Origin of the sequence: Pseudoalteromonas simplex (genome assembly GCF_015278155.1) — a bacterium.
Lineage (GTDB): Bacteria > Pseudomonadota > Gammaproteobacteria > Enterobacterales > Alteromonadaceae > Pseudoalteromonas > Pseudoalteromonas simplex.
Genome location: NZ_JADILN010000009.1, coordinates 1 through 19,363 on the forward strand (window position 1 = coordinate 1; position 19,363 = coordinate 19,363).

At 41.4% G+C, this 19,363-nt stretch carries 11 protein-coding genes; 7 read left to right on the forward strand and 4 right to left on the reverse strand.

Annotation, left to right across the window (positions count from 1 at the left end):
• From IRQ78_RS15485 to IRQ78_RS15505, 5 genes are all read left to right on the forward strand, one after another.
• A partial coding sequence (locus IRQ78_RS15485) for an EF-Tu C-terminal domain-related protein (RefSeq protein ID WP_456107211.1) occupies positions 1 to 119 on the forward strand: 119 nt, incomplete at its 5' end.
• A gap of 421 nt (positions 120 to 540) precedes the next feature.
• Positions 541 to 4,530 (forward strand): hybrid sensor histidine kinase/response regulator transcription factor, encoded by a 3,990-nt coding sequence (locus tag IRQ78_RS15490; protein ID WP_194442634.1) that lies wholly within the window; start codon positions 541 to 543, stop codon positions 4,528 to 4,530.
• Between the two features lie 290 nt (positions 4,531 to 4,820).
• Positions 4,821 to 8,318 carry a PKD domain-containing protein gene (locus tag IRQ78_RS15495; RefSeq protein WP_194442635.1) on the forward strand — a complete coding sequence of 1,166 codons (3,498 nt, stop codon included), beginning with the start codon at positions 4,821 to 4,823 and terminating at the stop codon, positions 8,316 to 8,318.
• 427 nt (positions 8,319 to 8,745) lie between these two features.
• Complete coding sequence (locus tag IRQ78_RS15500) at positions 8,746 to 9,360, forward strand: trimeric intracellular cation channel family protein (protein ID WP_138600951.1); 615 nt, start codon at positions 8,746 to 8,748, stop codon at positions 9,358 to 9,360.
• Positions 9,361 to 9,399: 39 nt separating this feature from the next.
• Entirely contained in the window at positions 9,400 to 10,911 is a 1,512-nt protein-coding gene (locus IRQ78_RS15505; protein ID WP_194442636.1) for a YifB family Mg chelatase-like AAA ATPase, read from the forward strand.
• Positions 10,912 to 10,918: 7 nt separating this feature from the next.
• On the opposite strand, the gene IRQ78_RS15510 is transcribed toward IRQ78_RS15505, so the two are convergent.
• Together IRQ78_RS15510 and IRQ78_RS15515 are read right to left on the reverse strand one after the other, a co-directional pair.
• Positions 10,919 to 11,623: a response regulator transcription factor gene (locus IRQ78_RS15510; protein ID WP_194442637.1), complete on the reverse strand. Its 705-nt coding sequence runs from the start codon at positions 11,621 to 11,623 to the stop codon at positions 10,919 to 10,921.
• 165 nt (positions 11,624 to 11,788) lie between these two features.
• On the reverse strand, positions 11,789 to 14,284 hold the full coding sequence (locus IRQ78_RS15515) for an alpha/beta hydrolase family protein (protein ID WP_194442638.1): 2,496 nt from the start codon (positions 14,282 to 14,284) through the stop codon (positions 11,789 to 11,791).
• Between the two features lie 144 nt (positions 14,285 to 14,428).
• Here IRQ78_RS15515 and IRQ78_RS15520 point away from each other — a divergent pair, with 144 nt between their 5' ends.
• Complete coding sequence (locus IRQ78_RS15520) at positions 14,429 to 15,493, forward strand: hemolysin family protein (RefSeq protein WP_166338889.1); 1,065 nt, start codon at positions 14,429 to 14,431, stop codon at positions 15,491 to 15,493.
• On the opposite strand, the gene IRQ78_RS15525 is transcribed toward IRQ78_RS15520, so the two are convergent.
• Complete coding sequence (locus tag IRQ78_RS15525; protein WP_054554503.1) at positions 15,490 to 16,710, reverse strand: EAL domain-containing response regulator; 1,221 nt, start codon at positions 16,708 to 16,710, stop codon at positions 15,490 to 15,492. The genes IRQ78_RS15520 and IRQ78_RS15525 overlap by 4 nt on opposite strands.
• A gap of 173 nt (positions 16,711 to 16,883) precedes the next feature.
• Here IRQ78_RS15525 and IRQ78_RS15530 point away from each other — a divergent pair, with 173 nt between their 5' ends.
• Positions 16,884 to 17,900 (forward strand): metalloprotease, encoded by a 1,017-nt coding sequence (locus IRQ78_RS15530; protein ID WP_194442639.1) that lies wholly within the window; start codon positions 16,884 to 16,886, stop codon positions 17,898 to 17,900.
• Positions 17,901 to 17,950: 50 nt separating this feature from the next.
• On the opposite strand, the gene IRQ78_RS15535 is transcribed toward IRQ78_RS15530, so the two are convergent.
• The gene (locus IRQ78_RS15535; protein WP_054554501.1) at positions 17,951 to 19,264 is read right to left on the reverse strand and encodes a short-chain fatty acid transporter; all 1,314 of its coding nucleotides are present in this window, start codon (positions 19,262 to 19,264) and stop codon (positions 17,951 to 17,953) included.
• Positions 19,265 to 19,363: the final 99 nt, after the last annotated feature.

A 19,363-nucleotide genomic window follows, 5' to 3' on the forward strand; every position in this document is an offset into this window, starting at 1 on the left:
ACATCAAGATGACTGTAGAACTAATCTGCCCAATCGCGATGGACGAAGGTTTACGCTTCGCTATCCGTGAAGGTGGCCGTACAGTTGGTGCTGGTGTTGTTGCAACTATCGTTGAGTAATCAACTATAGTGATGCATTAAGCATTAAGCATTAAGAAAAACCCGAGCTTAGTCTCGGGTTTTTTTATGGGTGAAAAAGCTATCAGCTGTCAGACGTCAGATTAGATCGAGAGGGTTGTTTAGTGTGGTGTCTCACTCAGCATTCTGCCTGTTCATTCTTCAGGTAGGTTGGTTTGAGCGCAGCGAAACCCAACACAATACATGTAAACCTTTTCTTTGGTAAACCCAAACCACCATAAAACACTCCCAAGGTTATGCTTGACCTATAACCTAGAGCCTTTACCCTCGCTAACTCGCATCTAAATCCAACCCCTTGATATCTATCTTGGTTATTCATCCCTAAATTGGGAAATGATTATGAATGTTAGCTGAACTGAACTACGCTTGATTAATAACTAATAATAAATGTGTAGATTTAGGGATGATCCGTTTTTTTATAGCGCTGTTAGCAGTTCTGTTTTTACCTTCAGCTTGGTCTGCATTTCATAATTACGATATTGAGGATGGATTATCGCAAAGTGTTGTGTTCGATATTGTGCAAGATCAGCAAGGTTTTATGTGGTTTTCGACGCAGGCAGGTTTAAACCGTTATGATGGCAATAAGTTTACCGTATTCACAGCCTCTGATGAGACAAATAGCCTAGCAAATAACTATATCTATCCATTGGCACTTGATAGCGAATCACAGCTGTTTATAGGTACGCGAAATAGTGGTGTAAACCAACTTGCATTACATAATTATCAATTTTCTGAGCCACTCTTAAAAGAGCGTCGCATCACCAGTTTATTGGTAGCGCAACAGCACGTTTATATTGGTACTTACGACGGCAGCCTGTTTCGTTACGATAAGCGAACACAGCAACTTGAAAGGTTAATAACAGACTTAAAAAAGCCTATTTATGCGCTATCAAAAATTGCCGACATCCTTTGGATTGGTACCCATGGAGCTGGGTTACTTCATTATGATCTTATTAATAAACAACAAATTAATACTATTTTTTCTGGCTTTGCTGAGCCAATAGATATTCATGCCAGTATCTTTGCTATCAAACAGGCAGCTGATGGCAGTATTTGGTTGGCAAGTCAGGGTGGTGGCTTATATAAGATTGAGTTAAGCACTAAAACAATGACGCAGTGGCTTACCTCTAATGATGGCGGTGTTGGGCTTAGCAGTAATGAAATTCGTGATATTGAGTTTGATAGCCAAGGCCAAGTTTGGCTGGCAACGCGAGGTGGCGGGGTTAATGTTTACGATCCAATTAATGCAAGCTTCACCGTTTTAGCACATGACCCATTTGATAAATATAGTCTTGCTCATAACCGGGTTTATAGTATCTACCGAGACAGTAGCGACATTATGTGGTTTGGTACTGCCAATGGGATCAGTAAGCTCGACCCAGCATCATTGCAATTTAGTAAGTTAAAAAAGCCAGCGCCACTTTCAAGTAACGATGCGTGGGCGCTATTTGAAGACTCAAAGCAACGTATTTGGTATGGCAGCTGGGGTGGCGGTATCGATATTCTTGATCAGCAATTAAATCGTTTAGAGCGCATAACCACCGAAAGTTCACCGTATTCAATCAGTAGCAATGCAATTAAAGCCATTGCCGAAGATCGTAATGGCGATATATGGATTGGCAGTTGGCAGCAAGGGATTGATGTTTTGCATACCGATGGTAGCATCAGTCACTTTCGAGCAGGTGAAGGCGAGCATGGCTTAACTGAAAACAGTATATATGCTCTTTTAGTCGATGAGAAAAATAATGTCTGGGTTGGCACGAATGGTGGAGGGCTGTTTTGCTTTGATAGGCAGCGCAGCAAATTTATTAGTTTTGCACAGCCTGTAGCGAATACACAACTTATAATTCCGACTGCGCGGGTGACGAGTTTATATAAAAGCTCTCAAGCAGAGCTTTGGATAGGCACAGATGGTGATGGGGCTTATCATTACAACGCTGCAACCGATACTCTCACTAATTATCGCAAAGGCGACTTGGCTTTATCTGATAATACAGTGCGTGCGTTTTTAGAAATTGACCAGCAAATGTGGCTCGCAACGTCGAACGGCTTAAATATTATTGATTTGAGCAATCAGCAAGTGCATCAGTTTAATGTCGCTCAAGGCCTTCCTAATCAAGTCGTTTATGCATTGTTAAAAGACAATGAAGATTGGGTTTGGCTCAGTACCAACAACGGCCTCGCTAAAATAGATCCTGCAACCATGAGCATTAAAAACTATAAAGCTCGCCATGGCTTACAAGGTAATGAATTTAATGCCGGTGCTTATTTAAAAACCCGTGATGGCCGCTTGATGTTTGGTGGCACACAGGGGGTGAGTGTCATTAATCCTGCTGACCTTGAAGTTAATACTATTGGCGGGCAATTGGCACTTACTAGTTTGCAATTTGATGATGAGGATGTGGTAAACGAAGGAGTCAGTCGTTTAGGCAGTTTATACCAAATAGAAAAAAGCCGTTCAGTGACTATTCCTGCGGGCATCAAACGGGTTCACTTTCAGATTAGTTACCTACACTACTCTGAGCCACAGACTAACCTGTACTCTTATCAGTTAGCGGGCTTTGAACAGCAATGGCGTAAAGCTACAGGGCCTTTTTTATCTGTTGATTATACTAACCTTCCTGCTGGTAAATATCAGTTGAAAGTTAATGCTAGTAGTGAAAGCGGGGCAAATGTGCTCACTCCATTACTGTTAAACATAACCGTTCTTGCTCCTTGGTGGCAAACTAGTGAGTTTTATCTGTTAGCGGCTATGCTGATTTTGGCGATGGTCTGGCTATTCACAGTGCTTTGGACTCGCCGGATACGCAAACAAAAATATTATCTGGAGCAAATTGTTAGTGAGCGTACCGACGAAATCGCAGAGCAAAAAACGCTCATCGAACAGCAAGCTGAAGCTCTGAGTGATTCACTCGAAAATAAAGTACGCTTCTTCACGCATGCATCTCATGAATTACGTACTCCTTTGAGTTTGTTGATTGCGCCGTTGCAAAAGCTAATAGCTGATGAGCGAATTACTGAAAAGCGTGAGCAGCTGAATTTGGTATTGCGAAATAGCCGGCGTTTAGAAAATTTGGTTGATAAGCTATTAACGCTGACTCGTTATGATGAGCGCCATGAAGAGATTATAAAAGTTGTGTCACTATCGGCAATTGCCAGAGAGGTCGCAGGGCAGTTTGCTGTGTTAGGTGAAAAGTCTATCGACTTTAAGGTCGATATTGAAGAAGCCGTATTTATCGAAAGCACCCGAGAAGGGGTGATCACGATTCTTACCAACCTTTTAAGCAATGCATTTAAATATACTCAGCAAGGTCAAGTCAGCTTAACTGTAAGCGTATCAGGTGAGCTTGCCAACATAGAAGTAACAGACACAGGTAAAGGTATCGCAGACGCTGAAAAAGGCAAAGTATTTGATACTTTCTACAGAGTGAGTAGTCATGCAAATGTAGAAGGTAGTGGCGTTGGCCTAGCCATCGTTAAGCGTTTGGTTGATAAGTACAAAGGCACGCTTGTGCTGGCAAGTCGCTTAGGGGAAGGAACTAGTTTTAAACTTTCATTTCAAGCAACGCAATTTGCAGCTCAAGCTTCTGCTGCAAGTATCAGTTCAAAATCAAATGAAGTGCAGAATAAAGCCAGTGTATTAATTATTGAAGACAACGATGAGTTACGCCATTACCTTAAATCTGAGTTACAACACCGCTACCAAGTTTTATTAGCGCAAGATGGCCAAGTTGGATTGCAAATAGCTTTGAGCCAAGTGCCAGATTTAATCATCACTGATTTAATGATGCCTAAAGTTGATGGCTTTACTGTGTTAGATTCATTACATAACTCGCCCGTTACATGCCATATCCCAGTAATTATTTTGACCGCAAAGGGCGATTATGAAACTCGAGTGAGTAGTTTGCAGCAACACGCGCTAGATGTGATCACTAAACCATTCGATAGAGAAGAGCTATTTTTAAAAATTGAGAACTGGCTAGGTTGGGTAGCTCAATATGCACAACAATCGAAATCTGAAAAGTCGCCACATAAAGCTCAGCAAAAAACGGCCTTTTCACTCGATCCGAGAGACAAAAAGCTGCTTGAAAAGTTAGCTGAATATGTTGCTGAGCATTTTCATCAGCAGGGCTTTTCTATGCTTGAATGTGCGAAGCACTTAGCATTGAGTGAGCGTCAATTCCAAAGAAAGTTAAAAGTATTGTTAAATATCACACCAAGTGAATATCTTCGCGAATATAGATTGCAAAGAGCTGCTGAGTTGTTACAGCAGGGTCGCCAAGTAAGTCTAGTTATAGATGATGTTGGTTTTTCCTCACGTTCGTATTTTTCTAAGTTTTTCAAAGAAAAATATGGTGTGACGGCAAAAGAATATCAATGTCAAAAACTTTAACCTACTGTTTTTTAATTACATGTCGTATTTGAGTACATTTTTGTCGGCATTCAGTACACACAATTTGAATAACTCATCTACCATAAAACCTTAATGAAAAATGAACGGGAAAACATGCTTCGAAGTACTCAAATTGACGGGCAAACATAAAGTCTAATTTATGGTTAAAAGAGTGATCGAGCGCTGACCTTGTTCATGTGTTTATTAAGATTTGCTTCCTTTGAGATTGGCAACTGCTCTGCAGTTGCCTCTTTTTAGTGAGCTATACCGCAATCAATGTAAGGATTAACATGATGAGCCCTCCAAATTTCAGGTCTATGAATTTTATAAAACAATTACTTTTCGCAGCCAGTATTATTAGCTTAACAGCTTGTGGTGGGAATAATAGCAATAACGAAGATGATACCCCTCCTGTTGCTGAAGAGAATAAAAGTCCAACAGTATCAATTAACAGTGACACAGAGTTACTAGAGGGAGAGGAGCTAGTTTTACAGGCGACAGCGACTGATAGTGACGGAAGCATTAGTCAATATGCTTGGACACAAGTATCTGGTCCTACCCTTGATCTTTCTGGTAGCGATACAAGCACATTAACAATTACAGCACCTGCAGTTGAAGAAGATGCAGATATTGTTCTTGCTTTGACTGTAACAGATGATGACGATGCAACTGCAAGTGCAGAAGTTAATATAGCTCTGAAGCGCAAGGCACTAAAAATAACATTTGAAGGCATTGTAACTGATGAGCCAATTGTTAATTCTAGTGTTGTAGTTCAAATTGGTGATGAACAGTTTGAAGTAACCGCGGATGCCCAGGGTCGTTTTAGCGTAGATATTGAAGTGGATGATTCTGATGCAAATGAATTAGTGAAGCTAGTCGCATATGGTAATAATTCAATTAATCCCGGTGTAGAGTTTGTCTCACAGCTAAAATCAATTTCAACTTTGCTGGCGCAAGCAGGAGCTGATGGAAAACTTAGTAAAGAGGATAATTTTGGCGTTAATGTAACTAATGTTACTACCGCAGAGTTTGCATTATTGACTCGTGATGGTGCTGATATCAACTCCGAAGAAGCACTCGATGATGCATTGTTAGCTGTTGATGCGGATGAGAAGTTACTTTTAGCATCATTAATTAAAATTATTGTTGATAACGAAAACTATGAACTTCCTGAAGGCGTCGAATCAACCTTAGACCTTGTATCAAATTCTGAGGATATTGATAACTTTGTTAATACCGTAGAGAGCCAAGAACCGGGTCTAATTGAATCGACAAAAGAAGAAATTAAAGAAGATGATGAACTTGTAGATCAGACCGTTACTAGTATTGTGGGTGAGTATATTTTAATGCAGCCGCAATACTATAGAGCATCAACTGCGCAGTTAGAGTTTAAGGCTGATGGAACTGGCTATGCTAGTTTGATTGATGTCGATACAAGCTTTAATTGGTCTCAGCAAGAGCAGGATATTACAATTAATTTAGCTGAGCCTGTACTTATAAACTGCTCATTTAGCAATGATGAAAATGATCAGCAGCAGGAGGTATGTGAGTATTTAGTTGAGTTAGATCTAATTATTCTCTTGGAGAATGATGCTAATAGAACTGTAGAGTTTTCTCGCAAAACTGAAACTCGTTTCAGTAACAGCGGTGAAGTGTATAACAGCTCTGAATCTAATTATAACGCCACCCTTATTGAACAACGACAAACACTTGCAGTGACAGCAGATGAGCTTATTGGTACTTGGGTTATTGATAATTTGAGCGAGTTTGGTGGGTATAGTAGTGCTGTAAGTATTGAGCTACTTTCTGGTGGAACTGGGACGCTCACTGATAACGATAAAGCGCCTGTAAGTGTTACTTGGCAAGTCGATGAGAATCAACTGCTTATAAGTAATAGCGCAGAAAGTATCAATTATGACATCGCAATTTGGTTAGTTAAAAATGTACAAGTTGGTTATCAATTTGCTGCATCACTCGAAGCTAAAACAGATGATAGCTCGCGAACAGTTACTGGTTTAATGGTGAAAGATAACCAGCTTTCATTTACTGAAGCAGATCTACTTGGTAAATGGACTGTGTACCAAGGTTATAACTCACCACAAACAGACCTTCATTACGACGTTTATGACGATGGTTTAATGAATTTTAATTTGAATCAAAACTTTCGTTCTTGGCAAGTAAGTAGTGATGGAGAATTCTTACGTTATAACTATTTTACAAGTAATGGCATTCAGCCAATCTGCCCTGAAGATGATGTTTGCCAAGTATATAGTGAGTTTTCTCAACGTCTGCTAGCAACCAATAACGGGCAAAACTTTACTTACCGTAAGTATCGCTTTTTTAATTATGACGGAACCGAACGCCCAGAGGATTACTCATCACATCTTCGTAACTTCTCAGTTTCTAATGAATATGGCGTATCTAAATTTGCTCCCTACTGGTTAGAAGAAAACGCTAGCTATGATGAAAATGGTTATCCGACAAACGTTGGTTTTATTGAGCTTTATTCGCCAAGGGAACGTGGTGTTGAAACTATTAAAGTTGAGACAATCTATAACGATGAATTAGATGAATATAAACGTAGAATTAGCTTTTCATATCTTGGAGTTTTAACTGAATATGACTACAGCTTAGCCTCCGGCAAATTGATGTTTAATACATCGCAAGCAGAGGTTAGTGACTTTGATAGGTATTTCTTAACGGTTTGTGTTTATGCGCAGTCAGCGAGTTGTACTGAAGGTGATAAGCAAGCTTGGTTCTTTGATAAAGCGATGGCGGAAGCGCAGGTTGATATTGATCGCCCTACAACAGAGCACCCGTTAGATGGCGCCTGGCAACTTGCCGATGAACCTGATGTTGCAGTGGTTTTACGTGATGGGAAGTGGATTCAGATTCAAGCAATGGCAGATGAAGGCGTTGATGATGCTCATCCGGGATTTGAGTTAGGCGATTTTACTTGGAATGAGAGTACAGGTGAGTTTGCTGTTGAACTAAGCGAAGATACCAATGGAAGTTTTGGGATTGACGATGCTGGCAGCATTATAGCGTCTGTCTCTGCAGATACACTTACTCTTGAAATTGAAGGGGAAGGTGATGTTGTACTAACACGTATTTATAGTCTGGGAAATCCACTAGTAGGTGCTTATTTCGATGGGTCGCTTGATGGTGACTTCTTTATGGGCATATTTAAAGAAGACGGTACTTTCTTAGAGCTTGCTCATGACACTGAAAATGATGAGCTGGGTATATCTGGAGGTTACTATAATTATGATATTGAGAATCAAAAAGTGTTTGTCGATTTCTATGAAAAAACATACGGTAGCCCAATAGAAGAAGCTGACCCGCACTTTATTGTCAAAGCACAAGGCAACTTTTTACAATTTAAAGATGGCGATGACTTCGGTGTAATGCAAAGAATTACGCGAGTTATTGAGCAAGATTCTTTTACCGAAGTCGACTTAATTGGTACACATATTTTCACCTATATGGCCGAGAGTGGTGGTGTTGAAACATCAAATATTGTCATTGCTGAAGATGGCAGCGCTTCATTCGAATTAGATGGTGAAGTTCGTAGTGCGTCTTGGGAGCTGCATTTAGGATCTTTAATGATGTTTAGTGAGGCTACTGAGAGTCAGAATTATGGTTATGGCGTGTTAATGACTCCTATCACAACCGTTGATGGAGGATTTAGCGTTGAAACTTTAGGTTTTGAAGTACCAGAAAGCTATAACGACGATGATGACCCTGCATTACATACATTTTTGTCAGGCAGCTTAATTAAGCAGTAATTTATACCCAAACCACCTCAAGATGCAGAATTCAGCGTTTCACAGGTGCTTTAAATCAAGGCGTTACTTTGCAAGAATGGCAGTCCCTTTTAAGAAGTAACAACGATGAGAGTAAGTGCCTGCGAAGCGCCCAAAGGGTTGGTTTAAAAGCGATTTATACTGCGTTATTGATTTTAACAATAGAACCACTATTACTTGCAATCAATGCCTTGCCTAAATCGCTTTTAATTCCAACTGAAACTCGCACCTTGAAATGGTTTGGGTATATAAAGCCCAGCACAGTATGAAGTACTGGGCTGTTTTTTTAGGATTGATAGTCGTAGTAAATCAAAATACACACCAGCTAATCTACTTAGATCTAATCTTCGCTTAAAAGATTGAAAAGTTTATGTTACAACGGCACTAACATTACTTTTTAGTTACAAACATGACTGAACTTTACCATTGGTTTGATTTAATCGGCGTAGCCGTGTTTGCTGTTTCTGGAACGCTATTAGCGTACGACAAAAAAATGGATGGCTTTGGGGTTGTTGTGTTAGCCACAGTCACTGCTATTGGCGGTGGAACTGTGCGCGATGTTATTTTAGATGTGCCCGTATTTTGGTTACATGATCAAAGCTATTTCTGGGCTATATTACTTTCTGTATTTGTTACCACTCGTTTAATCAATAAACAGCGTTCGATTTCACTTAATGCATTGCAAGTGGCAGATGCTTTTGGTTTAGCATTTTTTGCGGTGATGGGGGCGCAAAAAGCCATGCTTGCCGGTATGCCTGATACCACCGCGATTATTATGGGTGTGATCACAGGGTGTTTTGGTGGCGTTATCCGTGATGTGTTGGCTGGAAATATGCCGATGCTGTTAAAAGGTGAGCTCTATGCTATTACTTGCATCGCAGGTGGGATTGTTTACACATTAAGTATCTCACTGGGTTTAGTGACCGAAATGGCCATGGTGTTGGCTATGCTTATGACCTTATCACTGCGTTTAGCTGCAATGAAATGGCACCTTACATTACACGTTTTTAAATATCCCGACTAAGATTAGTATTAAGAATGAATGATAGGGACATCATGGATCGTGTCTTTAGCTAGAATATTTTCTCGTGCACAAGTAGGTGTGCAAGCTCCTGAAGTGATTGTAGAAGTACACTTAGGCAACGGCTTACCTGCTTTTCATATCGTTGGCTTGCCAGAAGCGTCAGTCAAAGAGTCAAAAGATAGAGTGCGTAGCGCACTCGAAAACTCACAGTTTGGCTTTCCTGACCAACGAATAACCGTCAACCTTGCGCCTGCTGATTTACCTAAAGAGGGTGGCCGTTTTGACTTGGCTATTGCAGTGGGTATCTTGGTCGCTTCTGGGCAAATAAACTGCCCCGATATTCATCGTTATGAGTTCTACGGAGAACTGGCTTTAAATGGTGAGGTAAGAGGGGTGAATGCTATTTTGCCTTCGGTGTTAGGAGCGAAAGAGCAGGGTCGCTGTTGTTTCTTACCCGCTGAAAACGACAATCTCGCAAGTCTTGTGTCGGGCGTTTCTCGAAAAGCCGTTTACTCCTTACAAGATGTTTGGAATGACTTATTAAATCAGCAACCTCTGCCACTTAATATTTGTTATCCAGAGCAGCAGTCGCAGCGTGACTCGCTACTCGATTTAAGTGATGTGAAAGGCCAACCTGGAGCCAAAAGGGTACTCGAAATTGCTGCGGCTGGTGGCCATAATTTATTGTTTCTTGGTCCTCCAGGTACTGGCAAGTCAATGCTTGCCCAGCGTATGCCAACGGTTATGCCAACCATGTCGGATGATGAAGCAATTAGCACTGCCGCGTTATATTCGATAATTGGTCAATCGGTTGATTTATCGAATTGGCGTGAACGCCCCTTCAGAAACCCACATCATACTTGCTCTGCTGTTGCCCTTGTTGGTGGTTCCTCAAATCCTAAACCGGGTGAAATCTCTCTCGCTCATAATGGCGTTCTGTTTTTAGATGAGTTACCCGAATTTGAAAGAAAAGTGCTCGACTCATTGCGTGAACCAATGGAAACAGGTGTGGTGACTATATCGCGTGCGGCACGACAAATGGAGTTCCCGTCACAGTTTCAGTTAATTGCTGCGTTAAACCCTAGCCCAACGGGAAGTCATACTGATAAGCGTGCAACGCCAGATCAAGTATTGCGGTACTTATCTCGGGTATCTGGGCCATTTATCGATAGGATTGATTTACAAATTGAGCTGCCGCGACTCACCAGTAGTCAATTGCAGAGCACGCAAGTAGAAGAAAGCAGTGAACAAGTAAGAGCCAGAGTCGAAAGAGCTTATGCAATTCAACTCAACCGACAAGGCAAAGTGAATGCGCGCTTGAATAATAAAGAAATGAGCATTCATTGTGAGTTGGCAACTGCTGAGTTGCAGTTTTTAGCAAAAGCCAGCGAAAAACTGGCGCTATCACCGCGTTCATATCATCGCATTATTAAAGTGGCACGTACCATTAGCGACCTAAAAGCACAGCCTGCAATTACTTTAAACGAATTAAAAGAGGCGTTGAATTATCGTGCGTTTGAACGGCTAATAAGCCAATTAACGCAGTTTTAGTGAGCTTTTAAATTGATAGCATGTAGCCTTTACCGCGAACGGTTACGATACGCTTTTGGTCTTTTTCATCACTGAGTTTTTTACGTAAGCGGCCAATAAGTACATCAACGGTACGATCGCTTGGGCTCCAGTCAGGCTGACCAATTTCTTCGGAAATTTTTTCACGTGATGTCGCTTTACCCGCATTTGCAATAAGGCAAATAAGTACCTTGTGTTCTGCTTCAGTAAGACGAGACTCTTCACCATTAGGGGTGACTAATGTGCGGTTATCAGGGTGCAGTTTAAAGTCGGCATATTCAATAAACTCTTCGCTCTCATCATCTTGCTGAGAGCCTTTTATGCGTTTAAACAGGGCGCGCATTCTTAGTTCAAGTTCAAGTAAATCAACTGGTTTGCAAATGTAGTCATCGGCACCTTGTGCAAGACCAGCAATACGGTCAGCTTGCGAGTCACGACTAGACAGCACAATAACGCCAATGTCTGTTAGTGCATTAAGCTCTTTGGCAAGCAAAAGCCCATCGCGTTTTGGTAACACAATGTCGATAACGGCTAAAGAGATTGCTTTTTTTGATGAAGCACGCGATTGTACAATGCTTAATGCATCTGCACCCGTTGAATCTACCTCAATATTAAACTCAGTTTCATTAAAATGATTAAGAATGCGTTTAACGAGTAGTTCGTCGTCTTCAACCAATAAAACTTGAATAGTCATTCGCTTTAATTTCACACTTGATTTGTTGTAATGTTAGCACTGTATGGCAAAGGCTGAGAAGAGTCATGATAAGGTTTATAACTATTTCTTACAATTTAATGGCTTAGCGATAGTTTAAAAGGATGAAAGCTGAGCACTCACACAGTGCCCAGCCAAGGGATTAAACTACTTTTCAGGATAAAGGTATTGCCACCATTGTGGCTGATCTTTTAAGTTTTTATCGAAATAAGCCAACATGGTATTCCACCAGTCGAAGCGTTTATCACGAGCAAAAATTTGGTGATCTGCACCTTTGTACTCAATCAGGTCAACATCTTTACCTAATAATTTTAATGCCGTGTACATATTGTGGCTTTCACCAACCGGTACGTTGGTATCTGAATCACCATGAAGGAGTAATAACGGCGTTGTTACTTTGTCAGCATGAAAAACCGGGCTGTGTTGGCTGTAAAGTGTAGGATTGTTCCACGGATAGCTATTTTTAGATGCTTCAGCTGAGTATAAGTAACCCCACCAGCCTTGGCCCCAATACGAGGTGATGTTTGAAATTCCAGCATGAGCAATCGATGCACTGAACATATCTGTTTTAGTTGCGAGTAGCATGGTCATAAAGCCGCCGTAAGAGGCCCCTAAATTACCCACACGCTTACTATCTACAAAGCTATATTTATCTAAAAAGGCTTTTGTGCCGTCGATGATATCGTTGGCGGTGTATTCACCCCATGCGTTGACGTGTTTAGCCGAGAACTCTTGGCCAAAGCCGGTTGCGCCCGTAGGTTGTACAACGTAAACAACATAGCCATGCTCAGCCCATAGGTTAAATGGGTAGCGACCGGTAAAACCACGGGTTACTGGCGATGTACCACCATAATAATAAACCAGTGCAGGGTATTGTTTATTGCTATCTAAATCATGGGGTAAATAAACGCGGCCCTTAATTTCAATGCCATCTTTATTAGTAAAGTTAAACTCTTCCAGTGAGGCTACTTGCGTATTTTTATAGCCAATTGGCTTAGAGTCCCACACTACTTTAGCGCGACCTTTACCTAAGCTTAGTTGTTTTAACTGCTGAGGTGTTGACGCTGTGGTGCCGGTAACCAAAATGCGCGGGGTGCGTTCGTGTGAGTAGCTAACTTGCTCAACAACATCAAAACCCGTATTCACTTTATTAAAACGCTTTTTGCTTAAGTCGAATTGATAAAGTTGTACGGTATCTTGCTCGGTCACTTTAATAAGCGCATCACCGTTTTTAAGTACGTGTAACTGGCCGATAGCCGGGTTAAACTCTTTACTTAGCGCGCTTGCCTTTTTACCGTCACGGCTTAGCAAATAAAGTTGACCGTCATAGTTATTAGCAAGCATTCCTTCAGGAAGATTACGACCTAAGCCATTATTAAAATCTGGTCCGGCAGTGACATAAATTCCGTCGTCAGTATATTTAGCCTGATTAAATGTATTGTATTGACCCAGTACCGTAAGAGCCGATGTAGCTAGGTTTAGCTCAACAAGTTCTGTTGCTGGTTGTGGTGATAGCTGCATTGCTTGTGCCGAGCGGCTCATTAAGACGTGGCCGTTTTTAGCGTCAAAATCTTCAAGTGAATGGCTAAGTGGGCCTTGGCTTAAGATTTTGCTTAGACCTGTGGCGATATCGAGTAAATAGACTTGCGACTTGGTACGAGCATAAGACCAACGGTCTTGCAGGCCTTGGTAATGTTTAGCGAGCTTGCCATTGTCTGTTGGAGACTTCGACCAACTAAAAATTAAGCTGTTGTTATCGAAAAACTGAAAGCCACTTGCACCCGCGAGGTTTTTAGCAATGACGCTAAGTTGCATGGTTTTTAGGTTTAAACGCTTAAGCTCGCCATTTAATAAATACACTAAGCTTTTGCTATCTGGGCTCCAAGTTATGTTACTCGGCTGGGCTGACTCAAAGCGATAAAGTGTATTGTTTTTTGCGTCTTTAAGCTCAGTAACATATTGCGCTTGATTAGCGGTTGCATCTTCGTAATGACGTTGGCTAGTTATGAAGTAATCGCCATTTGGTGCCATTGAAATATAACTAACCGTTGGCGCATCGAATAATTGCTTAGCCGACAAACCGTGTTGTTGTTTAGCACTAAATTGCACAGCATCTAGTTCTGACTTAGCCGTAAAATCAAGCTCAACCTCATTCCAGTTGGCTACTTGCTCAGTGATGATAATAAACTGATGATCGCCTTGGCTTAAAGCTAGCTCATAGCTTTTATTTTTTTCTGTTTGCTTTTCACCATCAATAAATAGCTGCGCGTTTTCAATGCCTTTAAGTGTTAATGAGCCTTGGCTAAAACGTTCAGTTGAGGCGGTAAATTTGAGTGCCTGTAAACCACCAAGTGTTAGCGCACTCACTTTATCGAATGATTGCCAGTCAAGTTCATTACCAAAAACACGCATGCTATCGCTGCTGTTTTGCAAGCTTGGTAATAGGTTAGCAATAATGGCATCACGATGATCCGTTTGATATGGCTTAAGTTGCATATCTTCGTCAAGAGGGCCAATAAATTGCACCGCTGATTTATCAATGGCAGCGGCCATCGCAGTATTGCTTAACGCACATAACGCTAATGCACTAAATGTTGTTTTTAGCTTGGCTGATTGGCTTAGCCAAGTAGTTGAAAGTGTCATAGTTTCGCCTGTTGAAGGTAATTTAAACCAATATAGCACGCTGCAAATTAGCCAAAAAGTGCTCTGCGTTAGATTGCAGTCGGGTTTGAGCTTGTGGATTTCAATTGCTATGGTGAGCAGGTTAACTTTTTAAGAGGGCTTACAGTGACATTGTTACTTGTTTATATGTTTGTTGCTATTACGGTTTCGTTTTTGTGCTCAGTGATGGAAGCGGTACTGTTAAGTATTACGCCAAGTTATGTTGCCATGCTCAGAAAGCAACAACCACAACTGGCAAAACGTGTTGGTAAGCTTAAAGACAATATAGACCAACCGCTGGCAGCAATACTTACGTTAAATACCATAGCGCACACGGCAGGCGCAGCTGGTGTTGGCGCACAAGCTGCAGTGGTGTTTTCAGATGCTGCGGTTGGCGTTGCCTCTGCAATTATGACGCTATTGGTGTTGGTGCTTTCTGAAATTATTCCGAAAACATTAGGGGCTAATTATTGGCGAGGATTAACACCCATTGTTAGTGTGAGCCTAATTTGGTTGGTGTTTATTCTAAAACCCTTTGTGTGGTTTGCAGATATTTTAACGCGCTTTTTAGGGCGTAATTACGATGAAGCCTATTATATTCGCCAAGAAATTGAAGCCATGGCTGATATTGGTACTGAATCTGGAGCCCTTGGGCAAGATGAATCTGAAATCATTCGCAGCCTGCTGCATTTTCGTCATGCCAAACTCGATACCTTAATGACACCACGTACGGTGCTTTTTAAAGTACATAAAGATTTAACTGTAAACCAATACTTGGCGGAGCATGGTTCTTCTTCGTTTTCTCGGGTATTGGTTTATGACAAAAATGGTGATGATATTATTGGTTTTGTGCATAAAAATGACATTATGCTGGCTTATCATCGTCTAGGTGAAGACTATAAAATTAGCAAGCTCGTTAAGCCTATTTACACCGTACCAGAAACCTTACATGTGCCGACTTTACTCGAAACCTTACTGTCTGAGCGCACGCATATTTGTTTAGTCGTGGATGAATACGGTGATGTGCAAGGTATTGTCACCCTTGAAGATTTAATCGAAGCATTAATGGGGCTCGAAATTGTTGATGAGCACGATCAATCAGCTAATATGCAAAAAGTCGCCAAACAGCGTTGGCGACAACGTTTAGCATCGAGTAATACCATCGTCAGTGACGATAAGCGTAAACCTTAGCGGCGATGCCCCGCTGCGGTTTTTACCATTTGTCGCCATGAGAGTGACCAATTTAAAAAGTCTTCTTTGGCTTTCGGGCGGCACAGCAAAAAGCCCTGCATAAGAATAAACTCTTTGTAGCGGTCGAGGTATTCGAGTTCTTCCACTCGCTCAATGCCCTCGGCTACAATAGCGAGATCTTCTTGTATCGCTATATTCACTAAGCTACTAACAATCACTTGGGAAAACTGATCGGTTTCAATATTGCTAATCAGGGTGCGATCGATCTTAATTTCGGTAAACGGTAGCGTTTTGAGTTGTTGAACATTAGTAAAGCCAGTGCCAAAGTCATCGAGCGAAATACCAAAACCGCGCATTCGTAAACGGTTGAGTGTTTCGAGCTGTGCCGCACTTCTAAGTGCATACTGCTCAGTGATTTCGAGGATGATTTCACTTGGAGTTAAATTATTTAAGTGTAAGATTAACGCAAGTTTATCTGGGCAGCTTAAATCTTCTAGTTGCGAGGGTGATAAATTGAAAGCGAGCTTTAAGTTTTGATCAAAGTTTTCCTTTATTTCAATAAAATCGCTAGTGGCTTTTTCAAATAATTGAAAAGTAATAAGGTTTATCAAGTCCAAATCTTCAGCAACACAAATAAAGCGTTCGGGCAAAATGATTTCTTGTTCTTGACGCGTGTTGATCCGTGCTAATACTTCAATACTTTCAACCCGGTTGTCATGACGATTAATTTTAGGCTGATAAAACGGGATCACTTCATTGTGGCTGATAGCATGCAGTAGTAATGATTCAGAAATAGGCGCCTGAGTTCGTTCAACATGAATAGCAAAGTGTTCCAACTTTTGAAGTAGTAAGTAAACTTGATTTAATTGTACTGGCTTAGAAACATTACCAATTAAGTGAGCGTTATGCTTGCGAGCTAAGTCAGCAGCTAGGTCTATAACCTTAGGGTCCATCTCAGAAATAATGGCAATTGCACCTTGGTATTTCATGGCGCCTAAATGGCGGATAAGTTCCATGCCATCCATGTCTGGCATATTGAGATCAGTAAAAACAGCATCAAAGTATTTCGGGGCTTTTTTTATTTTTTCTAGTGCTTCCTCAGCACTTAAGCTGGTGGTGATATGAGGGACTTCGAGCTCATTCAAAATAGCATGCATGACAATTAAAATTGCTTTCGAATCATCTACGACGAGAATGTGCCTATTTGACTTAACCATATTCATTCCTTGAATGAGAATACTATTATAAAAGTAGTAGAAAAATTGCATTAAGTCATGTTTATTGATTTCTTTTTGTATGATAAATGAACAATCACTTAAGGGGTTGAAACTCGTAATTTTATCTGTGCGAAGTATAATAGCCGCACTTTTTATTCGTATTTATAAGAACTATGGTCAGACTTCAGTTGAGTCTCGCAGATGAAATCTTTATTTTGCATTTAAACGGCTCACAGTTAATTCAGCTTTTTCATCAACAACAAGCAATTGCCTTCGATAATCCAGAGCCAAAACTTTATGAGTTTGATTTTCAGGGGCAGCGTATTGGCCTTGATACCAGTAAAGTGCACGAAAAAAGCTTAGTGGTTTTTTTTAATCAGCAGCAGGTAAGTCAACTTGCTTTACCTGAGTTGCAAGAAGCCGAACCAAAACGCGGCATTATTGGTTTGCTGGCATTAGGTTTTAAATTATTCAAAAGTGCAAAAGTCGTGAAAGCTGCGTTAGCGGGTGCTTCGGTGGCTGGCTACGCTTGGCTATTTTCCATTGAATTTGCCTTAATGTTAATCGCTTGCTTGGTTGTGCATGAATACGGTCATGTGCGCGCAATGAAATATTTTGGCATTAAAACGAAAGGTATTTACCTTATTCCCTTTGTCGGTGGTTTGGCTGTTTCTGATGATAAAATTACCACTCGATGGCAAGATGTGGTGATCTCACTCATGGGGCCCGCTTTTGGCTTAATTACCTCAGTGCTAGGAGTGGTGCTTTACTACGCCACTGAAATGGAAATATTCGCCGGTGTGGCGGTACTCAGTGCACTGTTAAACCTATTTAACTTGTTACCTATTCTGCCCTTGGATGGTGGCCATGTACTTAAAAGCATTAGTTTTTCGATGCGTTCATGGATAGGCCTAAGTGTATGTTTATTAGGTGTGTTATTTGGCTTGTGGCTGAGTTACACCTTTGGCTTGATGCTACTGGTGTTTTTCTTATTTGTAGGGGCACTTGAGATTATCTTTGAGTGGCGCGGGCGTCACTACTCACACCTCATTCCTCTTGATACTTACGGGCAAGGTTTTTCAGCAGTAATGTACGCACTGGTTGTTGCAGGTCACGTTGCTGTGATGATGCACTTTGCTGACTCAGAAAGCCCAATCCTAAGCTTACCAATGAAGATCTTAGCAAGTTAACTCGTATTGCCAGATATTAGGAAGTGTCTTTATCACTTCCTAATTTGGTGTTAAGGATAAAAACTCAGCATTAACGATATAAACACGCCGGTGATGATAAGCTGCACAAGGCAAAAGCCCATGATGTCTTTTGCTTTTAAGCCGGCAATAGCAAGTACGGGGAGTGCCCAGAACGGCTGAATAAGGTTAGTCCAAGCATCGCCCCATGCGACAGCCATAGCAACCCGTGGCATATCCGCGCCAAGTGTTTGTGCTGCAGGAATGACAATCGGCGCTTGCACCGCCCATTGGCCGCCGCCTGATGGCACAAATATATTCACAAACCCTGCACTTAAAAAGCTCCAAAATGGCAGTGTTTCGGCTGTTGCAATGGCAATAAACCCTTCAGATATTTGTTGAGCAAGTCCCGTTTTTACCATAATCGCCATGATCCCGGCATAAAATGGAAATTGAATCACAATGCCAGCGCCACTAGGGATTGCTTGCTGTAAGCTGCTAAGTAAATTATGCGGTGTTTGATGCAGTAAAATTGCGCTAAATAAGAAAATTGCGATCACGCTATTTAAGTTTAAGCCGCCTCCGTTTAACACAAAATAATAAAATAAATAGGCAAGACCAACGGCACCTACTCCCATACCAAGCAAACGACTATGTTCTATGACTTCGGCTGGGCGGGTGGGTGTTGCTATTTGCTGCGTTTCATCATCAAGCTTTGCGGGGTCAACATAAACACTGTCTTTTTCGCTTGGCAGCATATAGCGATTTACCAACGGCATGATAATAAACAAGCCCACAACAATAGCGATATTAAATGCCGAAAAAATTGTGTTTTCGGTACCTATCACCCCAATGCTTTGCTGTGCAAAGTGGCCATCGGTTGCGATGGTCAGCGGCACTGAACCGGCTAAGCCACCATGCCAAACAATAAAACCTGAATAGGCACTGGCTACTAACAAACGGTAATCAACGCGGGTTTGTTTCGCAATTGCTTTGGCGAACAAAGCGCCAATAACTAAACCAAAGCCCCAATTTAGCCAGCTAGCCAATAATGACACGAGCGTAACGAGTATAATCGCTTTGGCAGAGCTGTTGGCGAAAGTCGCAAGCTTGTTGAGTATGCTGCGCATCACCGGGGTACTCGCTAGCATGTACCCCGTTAGCAGCACCAGCAACATTTGCATGGCAAATTGTAATAGGTTCCAAAAACCACCACCCCAAGCCGCGAGCACTTGCGTGGGCGTTGACGGAGTAAAGAGGCTCGCAACGATAAAGCTCAGCAAGGTGAGTAATATAACAAATACAAACGGGTCGGGTAGATAACGCTCTACTAGATTAGTGAATGGTTTAGCAACGCGATTTAGCATGGTTTTTATTGTTGTCGTCGAATCGATAGTGCCAATAAATCATGAATAACGATGATTGGCAAATTGCGACGTCGTTGCTTGAGCTTATGCCTTCAAAAA

Bases quoted from the DNA above. Each gene is read 5' to 3' on its own strand.
- IRQ78_RS15490 (WP_194442634.1), top strand. From the start codon at position 541: ATGATCCGTTTTTTTATAGCGCTGTTAGCAGTTCTGTTTTTACCTTCA.
- IRQ78_RS15495 (WP_194442635.1), top strand. From the start codon at position 4,821: ATGATGAGCCCTCCAAATTTCAGGTCTATGAATTTTATAAAACAATTA.
- IRQ78_RS15500 (WP_138600951.1), top strand. From the start codon at position 8,746: ATGACTGAACTTTACCATTGGTTTGATTTAATCGGCGTAGCCGTGTTT.
- IRQ78_RS15510 (WP_194442637.1), bottom strand. From the start codon at position 11,623: ATGACTATTCAAGTTTTATTGGTTGAAGACGACGAACTACTCGTTAAA.
- IRQ78_RS15515 (WP_194442638.1), bottom strand. From the start codon at position 14,284: ATGACACTTTCAACTACTTGGCTAAGCCAATCAGCCAAGCTAAAAACA.
- IRQ78_RS15525 (WP_054554503.1), bottom strand. From the start codon at position 16,710: ATGGTTAAGTCAAATAGGCACATTCTCGTCGTAGATGATTCGAAAGCA.
- IRQ78_RS15530 (WP_194442639.1), top strand. From the start codon at position 16,884: ATGGTCAGACTTCAGTTGAGTCTCGCAGATGAAATCTTTATTTTGCAT.
- IRQ78_RS15535 (WP_054554501.1), bottom strand. From the start codon at position 19,264: ATGCTAAATCGCGTTGCTAAACCATTCACTAATCTAGTAGAGCGTTAT.